At 70.0% G+C, this 16,969-nt stretch carries 20 protein-coding genes; 15 read left to right on the forward strand and 5 right to left on the reverse strand.

The window, feature by feature from the left end:
• Positions 1-11 precede the first annotated feature (11 nt).
• From ASF53_RS26315 to ASF53_RS14850, 3 genes are read right to left on the reverse strand one after another with little or no spacing between them, the layout of a single operon-like run.
• Complete coding sequence (locus ASF53_RS26315) at positions 12-170, reverse strand: hypothetical protein (protein ID WP_200943242.1); 159 nt, start codon at positions 168-170, stop codon at positions 12-14.
• The gene (locus tag ASF53_RS14845; RefSeq protein WP_056199704.1) at positions 167-694 is read right to left on the reverse strand and encodes a DUF2243 domain-containing protein; all 528 of its coding nucleotides are present in this window, start codon (positions 692-694) and stop codon (positions 167-169) included. The genes ASF53_RS26315 and ASF53_RS14845 overlap by 4 nt, the downstream gene beginning before the upstream one ends.
• A gap of 11 nt (positions 695-705) precedes the next feature.
• Positions 706-1,605, reverse strand: a complete 900-nt coding sequence (locus tag ASF53_RS14850; RefSeq protein WP_056199706.1) for an MBL fold metallo-hydrolase — start codon at positions 1,603-1,605, stop codon at positions 706-708.
• Positions 1,606-1,921: 316 nt separating this feature from the next.
• On the opposite strand from ASF53_RS14850, the gene ASF53_RS14855 reads away from it, so the two are divergent.
• Positions 1,922-2,656, forward strand: a complete 735-nt coding sequence (locus ASF53_RS14855; RefSeq protein WP_056199707.1) for a DUF4336 domain-containing protein — start codon at positions 1,922-1,924, stop codon at positions 2,654-2,656.
• Between the two features lie 29 nt (positions 2,657-2,685).
• Here the strand turns inward: ASF53_RS14855 and ASF53_RS14860 are convergent, their stop codons facing one another.
• Both ASF53_RS14860 and ASF53_RS14865 read right to left on the reverse strand, forming a co-directional pair.
• Entirely contained in the window at positions 2,686-2,883 is a 198-nt protein-coding gene (locus ASF53_RS14860; protein ID WP_056199709.1) for a hypothetical protein, read from the reverse strand.
• A 150-nt stretch (positions 2,884-3,033) separates the two neighbouring features.
• Complete coding sequence (locus tag ASF53_RS14865; protein ID WP_056199712.1) at positions 3,034-3,939, reverse strand: S1 family peptidase; 906 nt, start codon at positions 3,937-3,939, stop codon at positions 3,034-3,036.
• A 369-nt stretch (positions 3,940-4,308) separates the two neighbouring features.
• Here ASF53_RS14865 and ASF53_RS14870 point away from each other — a divergent pair, with 369 nt between their 5' ends.
• The 14 genes from ASF53_RS14870 to ASF53_RS14935 all read left to right on the forward strand — a co-directional run bounded on the left by ASF53_RS14870 (position 4,309) and on the right by ASF53_RS14935 (position 16,864).
• Complete coding sequence (locus tag ASF53_RS14870) at positions 4,309-6,189, forward strand: methanol/ethanol family PQQ-dependent dehydrogenase (protein WP_056199715.1); 1,881 nt, start codon at positions 4,309-4,311, stop codon at positions 6,187-6,189.
• A 220-nt stretch (positions 6,190-6,409) separates the two neighbouring features.
• Positions 6,410-7,312 (forward strand): methanol oxidation system protein MoxJ, encoded by a 903-nt coding sequence (gene moxJ, locus ASF53_RS14875; protein ID WP_056199718.1) that lies wholly within the window; start codon positions 6,410-6,412, stop codon positions 7,310-7,312.
• Positions 7,313-7,356: 44 nt separating this feature from the next.
• Positions 7,357-7,950, forward strand: coding sequence for a cytochrome c(L), periplasmic (gene moxG, locus ASF53_RS14880; protein WP_056199721.1), 594 nt, complete (start codon positions 7,357-7,359; stop codon positions 7,948-7,950).
• 132 nt (positions 7,951-8,082) lie between these two features.
• Positions 8,083-8,373, forward strand: a complete 291-nt coding sequence (locus tag ASF53_RS14885) for a methanol dehydrogenase [cytochrome c] subunit (RefSeq protein WP_056199724.1) — start codon at positions 8,083-8,085, stop codon at positions 8,371-8,373.
• A gap of 204 nt (positions 8,374-8,577) precedes the next feature.
• Positions 8,578-9,609 (forward strand): AAA family ATPase, encoded by a 1,032-nt coding sequence (locus ASF53_RS14890; protein WP_056199727.1) that lies wholly within the window; start codon positions 8,578-8,580, stop codon positions 9,607-9,609.
• A complete protein-coding gene (locus ASF53_RS14895) occupies positions 9,606-10,475 on the forward strand; it encodes a DUF58 domain-containing protein (RefSeq protein ID WP_056199729.1) in 870 nt (289 codons plus the stop codon). Before ASF53_RS14890 ends, ASF53_RS14895 begins: the two co-directional genes overlap by 4 nt.
• Positions 10,476-10,480: 5 nt before the next feature.
• Positions 10,481-11,404 (forward strand): hypothetical protein, encoded by a 924-nt coding sequence (locus tag ASF53_RS14900; RefSeq protein ID WP_056199731.1) that lies wholly within the window; start codon positions 10,481-10,483, stop codon positions 11,402-11,404.
• Between the two features lie 5 nt (positions 11,405-11,409).
• A complete protein-coding gene (locus tag ASF53_RS14905) occupies positions 11,410-12,474 on the forward strand; it encodes a vWA domain-containing protein (RefSeq protein ID WP_056200183.1) in 1,065 nt (354 codons plus the stop codon).
• A complete protein-coding gene (locus ASF53_RS14910) occupies positions 12,474-13,100 on the forward strand; it encodes a hypothetical protein (protein ID WP_056200185.1) in 627 nt (208 codons plus the stop codon). The genes ASF53_RS14905 and ASF53_RS14910 overlap by 1 nt, the downstream gene beginning before the upstream one ends.
• Positions 13,097-14,092, forward strand: a complete 996-nt coding sequence (locus ASF53_RS14915) for a vWA domain-containing protein (protein ID WP_056199733.1) — start codon at positions 13,097-13,099, stop codon at positions 14,090-14,092. The genes ASF53_RS14910 and ASF53_RS14915 overlap by 4 nt, the downstream gene beginning before the upstream one ends.
• Positions 14,092-14,622: an SRPBCC family protein gene (locus tag ASF53_RS14920; RefSeq protein ID WP_056199736.1), complete on the forward strand. Its 531-nt coding sequence runs from the start codon at positions 14,092-14,094 to the stop codon at positions 14,620-14,622. Before ASF53_RS14915 ends, ASF53_RS14920 begins: the two co-directional genes overlap by 1 nt.
• A 24-nt stretch (positions 14,623-14,646) precedes the next feature.
• A complete protein-coding gene (locus tag ASF53_RS14925) occupies positions 14,647-15,591 on the forward strand; it encodes a YncE family protein (protein ID WP_056199740.1) in 945 nt (314 codons plus the stop codon).
• A complete protein-coding gene (locus ASF53_RS14930; protein WP_056199743.1) occupies positions 15,588-16,190 on the forward strand; it encodes a hypothetical protein in 603 nt (200 codons plus the stop codon). The genes ASF53_RS14925 and ASF53_RS14930 overlap by 4 nt, the downstream gene beginning before the upstream one ends.
• Positions 16,187-16,864: a response regulator transcription factor gene (locus ASF53_RS14935; RefSeq protein ID WP_056199746.1), complete on the forward strand. Its 678-nt coding sequence runs from the start codon at positions 16,187-16,189 to the stop codon at positions 16,862-16,864. The genes ASF53_RS14930 and ASF53_RS14935 overlap by 4 nt, the downstream gene beginning before the upstream one ends.
• The last annotated feature ends 105 nt before the right edge of the window (positions 16,865-16,969 follow it).

The following is a 16,969-nucleotide window of genomic DNA, read 5'->3' on the forward strand; positions in this document are numbered from 1 at the left end:
GTAAGGCTTCCTCACCACGGCAGGCAGCGGATCTGAAGCAGATCCTCCGCGCTCACCCGGATGCCGAACGCCAGAGCCCGCCACGCCGGCATCGTCGCAAGGCCGAGGCCTGCGGCGAGGACGAGCCAGGGCCAGACGCGCCGCAGGCCGGCCTCTCCCGCCTGCCTCATCGCCGCAGCGCGGTGGGAGCCGCTCCGGCCTGCCCGCGTCCGGTTCGCAGTAGCCCAACACCGCCGAGCAGCATGGCGAGACCCCAGGCGAGGAAGCCGAAATCCCAGGCCAGCCAGTGGGCCCGGTCCACCTGCTCGTTGACGTGGTGCACCCCGAGCCACTGGTGATCGATCAGGCCCTCGACGAGGTTGAACAGTCCCCAGCCGACGAGCAGGCTACCAGCCAGTGCCCGGTTCGACCAGCTGAGATGCCGTCCCCGCGCCCGGTGCCACAGGATGAACAGCCCGACCACGACGAAGACGTAGGTGGCGCTGTGAAAAATCCCGTCCCACAGCGTGTTGAGTTCGAGGTTCTCGATCGAGGTGATCGGGTACCAGGAACTGAGCATGTGGTGCCATTGCAGCACCTGATGCAGCACGATGCCGTCGAAGAAGCCACCGAGGCCGAGCCCGAACAGCACGCCCGCCGCGACCGGGAAGTCGGCCCCCTCCCTCGGCGCGGGAGCGCCCGGTTGATCGCGCATCGCCGCGGACCTCACGGTGAACGATAGGCCGACCCGTCCTCGGCCCGCGCCGGCGTCTCGACGTAGCGGCCCTGATCCGGCACGGCGACGCGTTCGAAATCCTGCGCCAGCGCATCGAGGCCGCGGCGCAGCTCCGGTCCTTGGAGGGCGCGTCCGTGGCCGGTCACCGCCCGTTCGGGCTTGAGCGCGGCGAGGCAGCGCACGGAGGCGCCCGCGGCCGGCCAGTCGATGGTCAGATACATCGGCGGGCCGTGCACCTCCGGCGCCTGGGTGGCTACGGCATAGGCCGATTCCTGGGCGGTGGTGACGAAGGCGTCGCCCACGATCAGGCTGCCGTCCGCCTCGCGCCAGAACGAAACGTGGCCCGGCGCGTGGCCCGGCGTATGGAGCCAGCGCCAGCCCGGCATCGGCGGCACGCTGCCGTCGGCGGGCAACGATTGGAGTCGCGCGGACACATCCACGGGCTTGGTGGGATAGAGCGGCGCAATGCGCGCCATGAGGCCGCCACCGACGCTCGGATCCGGCGTCGGGTAGGCGGCGCGGCCGTCGAGATAGGGGCGTTCGAGGGCATGGGCGTAGACCGGGGCGTCCCATTCCTCCGCCAGATCTTCGAGCACGCCGACATGGTCGAAATGGCCGTGGGTCAGCACGATGGCCGCCGGGCGCGCGCCCTCGCCGAAGCGGGCGGCGGCCGCGTTGCGGATCGCCGCCTTCGAGCCGGGAATGCCGGCATCGACGAGGACCCAGTTGCGGTCGCCCGCGCCGGGACGGCCGACGAACACGACATTGGCCAGCACGAGGCGTCGATAGGCGAGATCGGGCGCGATCTCGTGGGTGCCATCGTCGCGCTCGGCATCGGCCCGCGGATCGTCGGCGCGGGCCTTGCGGCTGATCGGGATCTGCTGCGCCATAGCCTTCTCCTGTGCGAGGTAGGGCGAGAGCCGGCGAGCGCTCCGGCCGTGCGGGAAGGATCGTCACGGGAAGGCCGGCGCGAAAGCTTTGTTCCCGCAGCGCGACAGGTCAGAAAAGACGGCCGGGCGGCCTTCATTCGGAAACCGAGCGGGAGCGCCCCGGTTGGACGTCTATCGATCGCCAGGGCGATCCGGCCTTTGCGCATTCAGGATCATTTGCCGTCCCCAGCCGCCTTCGATGCGCCTGTCACGCGGCTGCCGAGCGGCGGCTTCATGATCGGCCTTCCGCAAAACCCTCGATTCCGGACCCGCTGCCGTGAGTGATCCCACCTATCCGCCCCTCGACAGGCTCAAGCCCGTCGCCTTCGGCCTCTGGATCGTGGATAGCGGCCCGATCCACGCTGCTGGCTTGCCGCTGCCCGTGCGCATGACCGTGGTGCGGCTCGCCGATGGCGGCCTGTGGTTGCACTCGCCGACCCGCTACGATGCGCGCCTGCACCGCGAGATCGAGGCGCTCGGGCCGATCCGCCATCTCGTTGCGCCCAATGTCGGGCACTGGACCTATCTGAAGGAATGGCAGCGGCATTGCCCGCAGGCCCTGACCTGGGCCGCCCCGAACCTGCGCGAGCGTCGGCAGGTCCGTCAGGCGGGCGTGCGGCTCGACCGGGATCTCGGCGACGCGGCTCCGCCCGAATGGGCCGACGACCTGTCGCAAGTCGTGGTGCCCGGCGGCTTCGGCTTCCGTGAAGTGGCCTTCTTCCACGCCGCCTCGGCCACGCTGATCCTGACCGACCTCGTGCTGAACCTGGAACCGGGAAAGCTCCTGCCCCTGCTGCGCCCGCTCCTGCGGATCGCCGGGGCGACCGCGCCCGATGGGCGGGCGCCGATCTATCTCAGGCTGGTGGTGCGCCTGCGCAAGCGCGACGCGGCCCGTGCCGCCGCCCAACTCGTCTCTCTGTCGCCGGAGCGGGTGGTGTTCAGCCACGGCGCTTGGTTCGATCGGAACGGCACAGCCGAACTGCGCCGCTCCCTCCGCTGGCTGCTGGACTGAGGCGGGCTGGGCGCTTCTTCGCCGACCGCTCAGGCGTTCGTGCGCCCGCGGTGATCGGGATCGACCCCACCCTCCGGCGTGGTCTCGTTCTCGACATCGCCCTCGAAGGTGGAATCCCCCTCGATCGCCTCCGGGTCCGCTCCGGTCAGCCCCTTCGACTGCCCGATGCCCGGATTGCCCTTCAGGTCGGCATCGCTCGGCGTATCCGTCTTCAGATGCTTCGACATGTGAACGTCGTCTCCCGGTGTCTCGGTTTGAGTCCGGGCAACCGGGGTTCCCAGCGGGTGTTCCAGGCGCATCCTGTCTCACCGGCACAAGCGAAGCCGGGCTCACCTTGCGGGAATCCTTCGCGCTCCGGCGCCGGGGCGGGCCGCGGCTCACGGCGCCTGCGGCGTCGTGTCCTCCCGCTGCGCCCGGCGCAGGGCGTCGAGCAGAGCGCCCTCGATGAGCAGGGCGGAGCCGTAGTGGAACTCGATGTCGAAGGCATGCCGGGAGTTCATGGAGAGCGAGGCGCTCTGCATGGCGACGAGCCGCCCCGCCTCGTCGAACAGTCCCGAGCCGGAGCCGCCATAGCCGTCGTTGCAATCGTGGCGGGCCCGCCGGATGCCGCCTTCCGTCGGCGGATCGATCCGGCGCACCGTACAGGTCTCCAGGCTGCTGTCGCCCCGGTAGTTCTGGTGGCCGCCGGGGGCGACCAGGGTCACGGCGAGCGACAGGTCGCCGGTGGAGAGGTCGGGGGGCGCATCGGGCACCGACTGGCGCAGCGCCTCGGCCGGCCGCACGAGGCGCAGCAGCGCCCAGTCGTCGGTGATGTGCAGGCGCGTCGCGTCCGCGGCGACGCCGAGGCGCAGGCTCTCGGCGATGAAGTCATAGTTGCGGCCGCCGATCTGGAAGTAGCAGTCGCCGACCTGCCGCGTCGTTTCGAGCTGCCGGTTGCGGAAGTTGTGCGCGTTCAGCATCACGAGCGACGGCGTGCCGATCAGCCACGCGGCGGCTGCCTTCTGCGGCACCCCGTCCGAACGGCGGCACCAGAGGACGCCCGCCCCCGGATAGCGGGCGCGGTCGCCGCTCATCAGGTCTCGGCGCCCGTCCTGGGGATAGAGCGCGGCCGTTTCGGTGATGTCCTCGGTGAGGTCCCGTGCGCGCTCTCGGGCCGGTGCGGCGGCATCGGGCGGCGGGTGCGGCGCATCGTCCCCGAGGGCGGGGCCGCCCCCGGCCCATGCCACGAGGGCGAGGAATCCGCACACCGCCAGACTGCCCCGCGCGCGCTGCCCCTGCGCCATGGCCGACAAGCCTCCCGTTGGTCGGGCCGCTTCGCGAGGGCCCTTTGACGACAACGGTGCGACGGGCCCAGGCCCCGGTCAAGACGATGCCAACAAGTTGCGACACTACGCCTTGGCACTTTTAGAATTGCCTTATCGTCCTGATAAGAAATGTCCGACCAGCTAAAGACATCGCGTCCAATCAAAGCCTAGAAAATATAGGCGAAGGGACGCTAATAAGTCTTTCATAAGACCGCGGCCATCTAAGAATATTCTTAGACTTACGATGCGGCACTTCGAAGGACTGCCGAGCGAGCCTGGAACCTCAGAAAAACGTCTGAGAGATACCGCGAGGCCGAAAGGCGAGGCGGTTCAGCGAGGAGACGCAGGATGAGCAGGTTTGTGACATCAGTCTCGGCCTTGGCGATGCTGGCGCTCGCGCCGGCCGCGCTGTCGAGCGGGGCCTACGCCAACGATAAGCTGGTCGAGCTGTCGAAGAGCGACGACAACTGGGTGATGCCCGGCAAGAACTACGATTCGAACAACTTCAGCGACCTGAAGCAGATCAACAAGGGCAACGTGAAGCAGCTTCGGCCGGCTTGGACGTTCTCGACCGGCCTGCTGAACGGCCACGAGGGTGCGCCGCTCGTCGTCGACGGCAAGATGTACATCCACACCTCGTTCCCGAACAACACCTTCGCTCTCGGCCTCGACGATCCGGGCACGATCCTGTGGCAGGACAAGCCGAAGCAGAACCCGGCCGCCCGCGCCGTCGCCTGCTGTGACCTCGTCAACCGCGGCCTCGCCTACTGGCCCGGCGACGGCAAGACCCCCGCGCTGATCCTCAAGACCCAGCTCGACGGCAACGTGGCCGCCCTCAACGCCGAGACCGGCGAGATGGTGTGGAAGGTCGAGAACTCCGACATCAAGGTCGGCTCGACGCTCACGATCGCCCCCTACGTCGTCAAGGACAAGGTCATCATCGGCTCCTCGGGCGCCGAGCTCGGCGTGCGCGGCTACCTCACCGCCTACGACGTGAAGACCGGCGCGCAGGTGTGGCGCGCCTACGCCACGGGTCCGGACAAGGATCTGCTGCTGGCCTCCGACTTCAACATCAAGAACCCCCATTACGGCCAGAAGGGCCTCGGCACCGGCACCTGGGAGGGCGATGCCTGGAAGATCGGCGGCGGCACCAACTGGGGCTGGTACGCCTACGATCCCGGCACGAACCTGATCTACTTCGGCACCGGCAACCCGGCGCCGTGGAACGAGACCATGCGTCCGGGCGACAACAAGTGGACGATGACGATCTTCGGCCGCGATGCCGATACGGGTGAAGCCAAGTTCGGCTACCAGAAGACCCCGCACGACGAGTGGGACTATGCCGGCGTCAACGTCATGATGCTCTCCGAGCAGAAGGACAAGGACGGCAAGGCCCGCAAGCTGCTGACCCACCCGGACCGCAACGGCATCGTCTACACGCTCGACCGCACCGACGGCGCGCTCGTCTCGGCGAACAAGCTCGACGACACGGTCAACGTGTTCAAGTCGGTGGATCTCAAGACCGGCCAGCCGGTGCGCGATCCCGAATACGGCACCCGGATGGATCACCTCGCCAAGGACATCTGCCCCTCGGCGATGGGCTACCACAACCAGGGTCACGACTCGTACGATCCGAAGCGTGAACTGTTCTTCATGGGCATCAACCACATCTGCATGGATTGGGAGCCCTTCATGCTTCCCTATCGTGCGGGTCAGTTCTTCGTCGGCGCGACGCTGAACATGTATCCCGGCCCGAAGGGCGACCGTCAGAACTACGAAGGTCTCGGCCAGATCAAGGCGTACAACGCGATCACCGGCGACTATAAGTGGGAGAAGATGGAACGCTTCGCCGTGTGGGGCGGCACCATGGCCACCGCGGGCGACCTCGTCTTCTACGGCACGCTCGACGGCTACCTGAAGGCGCGCGATTCCGACACGGGTGACCTTCTCTGGAAGTTCAAGATCCCGTCCGGCGCCATCGGCTACCCGATGACCTACACCCACAAGGGCACGCAATACGTCGCCATTTACTACGGCGTCGGCGGCTGGCCGGGTGTCGGCCTCGTGTTCGACCTCGCCGACCCGACCGCCGGTCTCGGCGCGGTGGGTGCCTTCAAGAAGCTCGCCAACTACACCCAGATGGGCGGCGGCGTGGTGGTGTTCTCGCTCGACGGTAAGGGTCCTTACGACGATCCGAACGTCGGCGAGTGGAAGTCGGCCGCCAAGTAAGGCGATCCCTGAAACGAACCGCCCCTCCCCCGTCGCCCGGGGGAGGGACAAGGCTTGAGGTGGCGCGCCCTCGCGCAGCCCGCGACGGGCGCGCCACCTCTCCCGTGACGTCCCTCGTGCCGACGACGGACACCGGCACGAGGGACGCGCGACGGGCCCGACCGCGCTCCGCGCCAAAATTCCAAAAAAATCCAAAAAAGTCTCAGAGGAAACGAAAGAGATGCCGTTCGTGAACGGACGCCGCCGTGCCGCCGCCTCGGCCGTCGCGCTTGCTGCCGCCCTGACGACCTTCGCCGGTCTATGCGCCCCGGCATTGGCGCAAGACGCGAAGGCCGGCGCGAAAGCCGCCGAGGCCGCGAAACCCGATGCCGGGACCTTGCGCGTCTGCGCCGCCGAGCAGCCGCCGCTCTCGATGAAGGACGGCTCGGGGCTGGAGAACCGCATCGCGACGACGGTGGCCGAGGCCATGGGCCGCAAGGCCCAGTTCGTATGGCTCGGAAAGCCCGCGATCTACCTCGTGCGCGACGGGCTGGAAAAGAAGACCTGCGACGTGGTGATCGGGCTCGATGCCGACGATCCCCGCGTGCTCACCAGCAAGCCCTATTACCGCTCGGGCTACGTCTTCCTCACCCGCGCCGACAAGGATCTCGACATCAAGTCCTGGTCCGATCCGCGGCTGAAGGAGGTGAGCCACATGGTGGTCGGCTTCGGCACGCCCGGCGAGGCGATGCTCAAGGATATCGGCCGCTACGAGGAGGACATGGCCTACCTCTACTCGCTGGTGAACTTCCGCGCGCCTCGGAATCAATACACCCAGATCGATCCGGCCCGGATGGTGAGCGAGGTCGCCACCGGCAAGGCCGAGGTCGGCGTGGCCTTCGGGCCCGACGTCGCCCGCTACGTGCGCGACTCCTCGACCAAGCTGCGCATGACCCCCGTTCCCGACGACACCGCCCGCAGCGACGGCCAGAAGATGCCACAGAGCTTCGACCAGTCGATGGGCGTGCGCAAGGACGACACCGCCCTGAAGGCGGAGATCGACGCCGCCCTGGAGAAGGCCAAGCCGAAGATCGAGGCGATCCTGAAAGAGGAGGGCGTGCCCGTGCTGCCCGTCTCGAACTGATCCGCCGAACGATCTCGAATGTGATGAGGACCCAGAACAAGACAATGATGAACCGGACAAAGATCGGTGCCGCCCTCCTCGGCCTCGCGCTCGGCGGCGGCCCTCTGTCAGCCCTGGCCCAGCCCCAGGCCGGACCGCAGACGGGCGTGACCTTCCGCAACACCGTGACCGGCGAGGCGCTCGACGTCACGCAGGGCAAGGAAGGCGGCCGCGACACGCCGGCGGTGAAGAAGTTCCTCGAGACCGGCGAGAACACCTACATCGACGACAAGTCCTGCCTGCGGAACGGCGAGAGCCTGTTCGCGACCTCCTGCTCGGGTTGCCATGGCCACCTCGGCGAGGGGAAACTCGGGCCGGGTCTGAACGACAATTACTGGACCTATCCGTCCAACACGACGGATGTCGGCCTGTTCGCCACGATCTTCGGCGGCGCCAACGGCATGATGGGCCCGCATAACGAGAATCTGACGCCCGACGAGATGCTGCAGACCATCGCCTGGATTCGCCACCTCTATACGGGGCCGGCCCAGGATGCCGCGTGGCTGAACGACGAGCAGAAGAAGGCCTACAAGCCCTACAAGCAGGGCGAAGTCATCCCGAAGGACGCCAAGGGCCAGTGCAAGCCGCTGGACGAGTGATCCTTTCGGGTGTCGGGCCGGATTCAACCGGCACGATCGAGGGGGCGGGCGGTGGGATCCTGTCGCCGGGCGCGGCCGGATCCCCGAAGAGCAAGCCTCAAGAAGAGCACGTCTCGAAAAGTGGAGGAAACCATGAAGACCACTCTCGTCGCCGCCGCCATCGTCGCCCTGTCCGGCCTCGCCGCCCCGGCGCTCGCCTATGACGGCACCAAGTGCAAGGCCGCGGGCAATTGCTGGGAGCCGAAGCCCGGCTTCCCCGAGAAGATCGCCGGCTCCAAGTATGATCCCAAGCACGATCCCAAGGAGCTGAACAAGCAGGCCGATTCCATCAAGCAGATGGAAGAGCGCAACAAGAAGCGCGTCGAGAACTTCAAGAAGACCGGCAAGTTCGAATACGACGTCAGCAAGATCGCGGCGAACTGAGCGCCCTGCACCCTCCCCCCTTTGCGGGGGAGGGTGGCCCCCGAAGGGGGTCGGGAGAGGGGAGCGCCGTTTCCGCTGAGCCTACACCAGCCGAGCGCGGCACCGTCGCGCTGCCCCTCTCCCGCCTGCTCCGCAGGCACCCTCCCCGCGGAGGGGGGGGAGGGATGCGCGCAGCGCCATAAAAGAAAAAAGGCCAACCGCCGAATGAACACCTTGCGCCCCGGCGACGCCATGCTCACCGACTGGCGGGATGCCGCCGCGCGCTTCGAGCGCGAGATCGGCAAGGCCGTCGTCGGCCAGGAACGGGCGATCCGCCTGCTGACGATCGCGATCTTCGCCCGCGGCCACGTCATGCTCGAAGGCGATGTCGGCGTCGGCAAGACCACCCTTCTGCGCGCGGTCGCCCGCGGCCTCGGCGGCGCCTATGAGCGCGTCGAGGGCACCGTCGACATGATGCCCACCGACCTGATCTATCACACCTTTCTCGGCGAGGACGGCCGCCCACGGGTCGAACCCGGCCCGGTGCTGCGGCGGGCCGAAGACCTGTCGGTGTTCTTCTTCAACGAGATCAACCGCGCCCGGCCCCAGGTCCACGCGCTGCTCCTGCGCATCATGGCCGAGCGCAGCGTCACCGCCTTCAACCGCGAATACCGCTTCCCCAATCTCCAGGTCTTCGCCGACCGCAACCGCGTCGAGCGTGAGGAGACCTTCGAACTGCCGGCCGCCGCCCGCGACCGCTTCCTCATGGAGATCGGCATGGAGGCGCCGCGCGACGCGCGGGCCCGCCGCGACCTCGTATTCGATCCCCGCTTCCACGACACCGACCGCCTCACCGAAGCGGTCGAGGCCGGCGTGCTCGATTTCGAGCGGATCGGCACCATCGCCAGCGCGATCCAGCACGCGATCTCGGCCGAGCCGGCGATCGAGGCCTATGTCGTCGGCCTGTGGGAGGCGCTGGTGCGCCCCGGCCCCGCCGGCATCCGGCTCCCCGGCATCGACATGGACCGCCTGATCCAGGGCGGCGCCTCGCCCCGCGGCGTCGCCTTCCTCGTGCGCGCCGCCCGCGTCCGCGCCTGGCTGGAAGGCCGGGACTGGCTGGTGCCGGAGGATATCCGCGCCGTCTTCCCCGAGGTGATGGCCCACCGCGTCTTCCTCGAACCCGTCTACGAGATGCGGCGCGCGCAGATCGTGCCCGACCTCATCCGCGCGGTGTTCGAGACGGTGCCCGCCCCGTGAGCGGGCCGGATGACGGGGCCGATGAGGGAGCCGACATCATCTACCTCCCGCGCTGGCGGCCGGGCGGACACCGGGTCGGCGCCCATCGCGGGCGCGATGCCGGCGGCCTCGGCACGTTTCGCGATCAGGTCGGCTTCCTGCGCCTGCCGGATGCGCGGCGCATCGATGTCCGCGCATCCTTGCGAGACCCGTTCGAAGGTGTGTTCGTGCGCCGCTTCGAGGCGCGCAGCCCGGTCGAGACCTACGCCCTGGTCGATCTTTCCGCCTCCATGCGCTTCCGCGGCCGGGCCGACCGGCGCGAACTGGCAGGCCGGTTCTGCACCACGCTCGCCCGCTCGGCGACCCGGATCGGCGACGGCTTCGGCATGATCGCCTGCGACAACACCCTGCGCGACGAGTTCTCCCTCCCCGCGACCCGCCACCGCGCCGCCGCCCAGGCCGCCGCCGCGCGCCTCAATGAGGCGACCTGCGACGGACGCGGCGCCGAGGGTCTGCTCGAGGCCGCGCGCCGCTTGGCCGGGCGCCCGAAGCTGATCTTCCTCGTCTCCGATTTCCGTTGGCCGGACGCTTTGATCGAGGCGGTGTTCTCCGCCCTGGCGCTGCACGACGTGACCCCGGTGCTGCTCGCCGATTCCGCCGAGGCCGAAGACCTGCCGGCCTGGGGCCTCGTGGAACTCGACGATCTGGAGGGCGCGGGGCGCCGCCTCGTCTTCCTGCGCCCGTCCTTGCGCCGCCGATGGATCGCCCGCGAGGCCGAGCGCGTCGAACGCTTGCGCCGGATCTGCGCCCCCTTCGCCCGTCCGCCCTTCCGGCTCGCCGACCGCTTCGATGCCGAGGCGCTGAGCCGCCACCTGATGACGACGTGAGAGCGATGCGCGCGCTTGGCCTCGCCCTCCTCCTCGCGCTGGTGTCGCTGCCGGCCGCCGCCCAGGTGCGCGGCGTCGAACTGCGCACGCCCCGCGCCTTCGGCTATTTCCAGGGCGACCTCGTGCAGGTCCAGGCCGAGATCCGCACCGATCCCGGCTTCACCCTGCAGCGGCCCTCCCTGCCGAAGCCCGGCCCGGTCACCTACTGGCTCGACCTGCGCGACGTGCGGGTGGAGGAGAGCCGCGGGGCGGACGGCGCGCCTGTGATCCGGCTGCGCCTGACCTATCAGGAGTTCTACGTCGCGCTCGATGCCCGCACCCTCGACGTGCCGGGCTTTCCCGTCACCGTGGAGAGCGCCGGCCCGAACGGATCGACCACGGCGGTGGCGCAGGTGCCCGCCTGGAAGGTCGGCGTCTCGCCCTTGCGCGAGGTGCAGCCCGAGCGGCGCGACGACCCGGCCGATTACCTGCGGCCCGACGGGCGCGCCCCACGCCTCGATCCGCAGCCGGCGCTGGCCTCGGCCGCCGGTTTCCTTGCGCTCACCGTTCTGGCGCTGGGGCTGCTCGCCTACGACCGGGCGTGGTGGCTCTTCGGGCGCCGCCGGGGACGGCCCTTCGCGCAGGCGCTGAAGGCGCTCAGCCGGGCGAAGCGGCAGTCGCAGGGCGAAGCCTTGTACCGCGAGGCGCTGATCGCCCTGCATCGCGGCCTCGACGCGACCGACGGACGCCGGGTGCTCGCCGACGACCTGCCCGATTTCCTCGGCCGCCATCCCGCCTTCCAGGGGCAGGCGGGGGCCCTCGAAAAATTCTTCTCGGCCTCGCGGCTGGCCTTCTTCGGCCGCGACACCGCCGGGGCCGGGACGACGCTGCCCCTGCCCGAGGTCGAAGCCCTGCTGCGCCGGCTCGGCGCGGTCGAGCGGAGCGCGTGACGCGGGTGAGCGCGCTCCTCCCCTCCCTCGGCCTGGCCACGCCCTGGCTTCTGTGGCTCCTGCCGCTGGCGCTTCTGCCGCTGCTCCTGTCCGTCACCCGGCGCAGCGCGGTCTCCTCGGTCGCGGCGGCCCCCGAAGATCCCCTCTCCTCCGGCCTGCGGATCGCCCTGACCGCCGCCGGCATGCTGGCGATCGGCGGCCTCGTCCTGGCGCTGGCCGGGCCGTACCGCGCGGGCGAACGCGTGACCCGCACCGGCATCGGCGCCCAGATCTCGATGCTGATCGACCGTTCGGGGAGCATGAACGAGACCTTCGCCGGCCGGCAGCCTTCGGGGGCGGAGGAATCGAAGGCCGCCGCCTCCCGGCGCATCCTGCGCGACTTCGTCGGCGAGCGCGCCCACGACCAATTCGCGGTGACCGCCTTCTCCACGGCGCCGATGCTCGTCGTGCCGATGACCGACCGGCACGACGCCGTGCGCGCGGCCATCGCCGCCATCGACCGGCCGGGGCTCGACTACACCAACGTCGCCCGCGGCCTCGGCATGGCGCTGTCGCAGTTCGGCGCGGGCGCGCCGGGGGTGTCGCGCGCCCTGCTGCTGGTCTCGGACGGGGCGGCGGTGATCGACCCGCGCATCCAGGCGCAGTTGCGCGCCGAGTTCACGAAGGTGCAGCCGAACCTCTACTGGCTGTTCCTGCGCACCAAGGGCTCCCCCTCGATCACCGACAAGCCCGCGGGCGAGGACACGCCCCAGGCCGCGCCGGAGCGCCATCTCGACCTCTTCTTCAAGAGCCTCGGCGTGCCCTACCGCGCCTTCGAGGCCGAGGGCGCCGACGCGGTGGCCAACGCCGTGCGCCAGATCGAGGCGCTGGAGCGCGATCCCATCCCCTATACCGAGGAGCGCCCGCGCCGCGACCTCACCGGCTGGGCCTACTCCCTCGCCGCCCTCGGCCTTCTCCTCCTCGTGCTCGCCAAGCTGGCCGAGACCGACTTTTTGCGTGCGCCCGTCCGTGAGCGGAGTGCCGCTGCGGCCGACCCCGCGCCCGCCGCGCCGAGAAGGGCCGCCGCATGATGCCCTCCGCCCTCCCCCACGCATCCGCCCCGTCCCTGCGCACCCGGATCGGCGCGGGTTTAGGCCAGGTCTGGCGCACCCTCCGCCCCTACGGGCTGGTGCTGCTGCCGATCCTGCTGCTCGGAGCCGCCGCCGCCTTCGCGCTCTCGGCGTGGCGGGATGCGCGCACCAACGCGGCCATCGCCGAACTGGAAGCGGGCCGCGACCGCGCCGTTCCGCCCGACGCCCCCGACGCGCTCCTCGTCGCGCGGACGAAATTCCTGGCGTTTCGCGACCGCTTCAGTGAGGCCGAGCCGCTGCTGGAGACCCTCGACCATCGGCGCTCCGCCGATGCCGCGGCCCGCGCCCGCTACATCGTCGCCAATGCCCGCATCCGCGAAGCCTTCCGGCTGATCGAGCGCAGCGAACTCGACAAGGCGGGCCCGCAGGTCACGCTCGCGCGCCAGGATTACCGCCGGGCGCTCCAGGCCCGGCCCGATTTCTGGGACGCGAAGTTCAACTTCGATGTCGCCTCGCGCCTGATCCGCGACTTTCCGGAATTCGACCGCAAGTTCGGCGACGAGCTGAAGGCCGAGCCCAAGCAGATCTGGACCGACATTCCCGGCCAGCCGCGAGGCGGGCCATGAGGGTGTGGGCCGCGCTTCCCTTCACCAGAAACCTGCGCGACCGCCGCTTCCAGGCGCTCGCCGCCGCGCTTCTGCTCGCGGTGCTCGCGATCGTCGTGCCCCCGCTGCCGCTCACCCGCTCGGGCGTCTCGGTGCTGGCGGTGGTCGACATCACCGGCAGCATGAATGTGCGCGACTATACACGCGACGGCCGCCCGGTGAGCCGGCTCGACACCGCCAAGGCGGCGCTGCGCGAGCTGATCCCCGAACTGCCCTGCGGCTCGCGCCTCGCGCTGGCCCTGTTCACCGAGCGGCGCCCGTTCCTCTTGTTCACGCCGATCGAGGTCTGCGCCGATTTCGCGCCGCTCGACGGAGCGATCGCGGCGCTCGACTGGCGCATGGCCTGGGAGGGCGACAGCCGGATCAGTTCGGGCCTGCACCGGGCCGTCGCCATGGCCGGCGAACTCGACGCCGACATCCTGTTCATCACCGACGGCCAGGAGACCCCGCCGCTTCCCGCCAACGGCATCCCGCCCTTCGAGGGCAAACCGGGTGCGGTGCGCGGCCTGATCGTCGGCGCGGGCGGCCACGCGCTCGCGCCGATCCCGAAATTCAACGATCGCGGCCGCGAGACCGGCTTCTACGCCGAGTCCGACGTGCAGCAGGAGAACCGCTTCGGCCCGCCGCCGGCCGACGCGGAATCGCGCGAGGGCTACAACCCCCGCAACGCCCCCTTCGGCGGCGCGGCGGCGCGCGGCGAGGAGCATCTCTCCTCCGTGCGCGAGCCGCATCTGAAGGCCTTGGCCGCCCAGACCGGCCTCGCCTACGCCCATCTCGACGGGCCGGATCTGCGCGCGCCCCTTCTCGCGGCCGCCACGCCGCGCCCCCTTCCGAGCCGGCTCGACCCCCGCCCCTTCCTCGGGGCGGCGGCGCTCGCCCTCGTGCTCGCCGTCTTCCTCGCGGGTGCGCTCCGCGCCCGCGCCACACCCTTCACCCCCAGCAGGATGTCATAATGCGTCTGTCCCTTCTCGTTCTTCCGCTCGCGCTCGCCGCGACCGCTGCCCTCGCCCACGGCCCGACGCCGCAAAAAGTCTCCCAGTCGATCACGATCAAGGCGAGCCCGGACGCGGTGTGGACGGTGGCGGGCGACTTTGCCGGCATCGGAAAGTGGCACCCGGCGATCGAGAAGGCCGAGGGGAGCGGGACCAAGGAGGGCGGCACCCGCACGCTGACCTTCAAGAACGGCGGCACGCTCGAAGAGAGCCTCGACGAGTACAAGCCGGAGGGCCGCACCTATTCCTACCGGATGGGCGAGCCGAACCTGAAGGCGCTGCCGGTCTCGTCCTACTCGGCGACCTTCACCGTGAGCCCGGAGGGCGACGGCTCCAAGGTCGAGTGGATGGGCCGCTTCTATCGCGGCGACACCGGCAACGAGCCGCCGGAGAACCTCAGCGACGAGGCCGGCAAGGCGGCGATGAACACGTATTTCTCGGACGGGCTGAAGGGTCTGAAGGCGGCCGTGGAGGGCGGCAAGGCGAAATGAGCCGGTCCACATGAGGCAGCCGACATGATCCGCCCCGCCCTCGTCGCCTTGTTGCTGGCCCCCGTGCTCACCGGCCTGCCCGTACGGGCCGCGACGGTCTACGTCGCGAGCCAGCAGGGGGCTCAGGTCACGCGCCTCGAGGCGGGAACGGTTGCGGGCCACGCGACCGTGGCGGGCGCTCCCGCCACGGTCGCGACGGGCGGCGGATCCGTGTTCCTCAGCCATCCGGACGGACACGCGATCACCGTGGCGGACGCCGCCACGGGTGCCGTGCTGCGCCGCCTCCCCTACAAGGGCCAGGGCTTCGGCCTCGCCGCCTCTGCCGACGGAAGGGCCCTGTTCGTCGCCGACTGGTCGGGCAACCGCGTCGACCGGCTCTCGGCCGCGGACGGAACGGTCGAGGCCTCCGCCGAGACCGGCCGCGACCCGGCGCATCTCGCCCTCGACCGCGCCGGGCGGCTCTACGTCGCCGACCGGGAGAGCCATGAGGTCAGCGTGTTCGACGGCGCGCGGATGACCCGGCTCGCGACGATTCCCGTCGGCACCGCGCCCTTCGCCCTGGCGCTCAGCCCGGATGAGCGCCGCCTCTATGTCGGCAACGTGCGCAGCAACGACCTCACCGTGATCGACACGGGGGCGCTCAAAGCCCTCGCCACCGTGCCGGCGGGCGCCATGCCCTACGGCGTCGCCGTGAGCCCGAACGGAGCGCGGGTCTTCGTCACCAACCAGCATGCCGGCACGGTCACCGTGCTCGACGCGGGCACGCTCGCAAACGTGGCCACCATCGGCGTCGGCCGCTACCCGGAGGGCATCGTGATCGAGGACGGAAGGGCCTACGTGGCGAACTGGTTCTCGGACACCGTGTCCATCATCGATCTCGCCACGCTGAAGGAGGTCACCCAAGTGCCGGTCGCCGAGGGCCCGCGCAGCCTCGCGATCGCCGCTCTGGCGAAGGAGACCCTGCGATGAGACCGCGTGCCGCCGGTCATTTCGTGGGTCTTGCGGCCGGGCTCGCCGCCCTGCTGATCCTCTCCGCCTGCGACCGGGGCACTGAAACCTCCGGCGAGGCGTCGAACACGGCGTCCGACCGGGGCGATGACGGGGCGATCGTCGCCTCGACGGCGGAGGATCACCTGCCCGATTGGCTCTCGCCCACCGACGGCACGGATCCTGCCCGCTGGCTCGCGGGCCGCGAGGCGGGACACCCCTTGCCCGGCGACGCGGCGGAGGTCAGGGACTTGCGCGAATCCCTCGACCGGGCGCGTAGCGCCTTCGTGGAAGACAAGCGCATGATCGCCAACCGCACGGTGCAACTCGGACAGATGCTGTCCGAGATCGGCAAGACGGAATCCTATCGTGGCCTGATCGACGGCCTCGGCGCGATCGCGTCGGTGCGCGGCCGCCACAAGAGTCTCTACGGCGAGATGTGCCAGCACTACTACAACACCCGCGCCCAGGGCGCCGACCACGCCACCGCGCTCACCCGCCTCGAAGCCCATGAGCGGCCGGACATCGCCGCGCCGGAGCGGCAGCCCGATCCGCCCCAGGCGACGGGAGGGCAGCCGTGAGCGACGGACGTGCCGCCGCCCGGCCCCTGTCGGTGCGGCCAGAGACGATGCTCGTCATCGACGACCACCCGATCGTGATGCAGGGGGTGCGCCGGCTGGCGGAAGCCGCGGGTGTGGCACGCGTCTACGAGGCCGCCGACATCGTCTCGGGCTACCGCCTGTTCTACCGGCACCGGCCGGCCCTCGTCGTGGCCGATCTGAGCTTTCGCGAGGACGGCCTGTCAGGCCTGTCGCTGATCCGCCGCATCCGGGCGCTCGATCCGGCCGCGCGCATCCTCGTCTTCAGCATGCATGCCGACCCGGTGCTGGTCTCCCGCGCCCTGGAAAGCGGCGCCCTCGGCTTCGCGCTCAAGGATGCCGGATCGGAGGCTTTCCTGGAGGCCCTCGACGCCGTCCATGCCGGGCGGGGCTACCTGCCGCACGCGCTCGCCACCGACGTGGCGATGCTGAACCGCGGCGCCCGCCCTGCCCCGCTCGCGACCTTGAGCGCGCGCGAATTGCAGATCCTGTCGCTGCTCAGCCAGGGCAAATCCTACGACGCCATCGCCAGCGCCATGGCTGTGAGCTACCGCACGATCATCAATGCCAGTTCCAGCATGCGCAAGAAGCTCGGGGTCGAGTCGCGCGCCGGGCTGGTCCAGATCGCGGTCAACCGGCGCACCACGCTGCTGTGAGCCGGTTCGAAGGCGTCCGCTGGGTTAAACCCATCCCATCCTCACCCTCATCCTGAGGTGCCCGCGACAGCGGGCCTCGAAGGATCGTCCAGGAAGCGCGCGATC

Source organism: Methylobacterium sp. Leaf123, assembly GCF_001423405.1.
Lineage (GTDB): Bacteria > Pseudomonadota > Alphaproteobacteria > Rhizobiales > Beijerinckiaceae > Methylobacterium.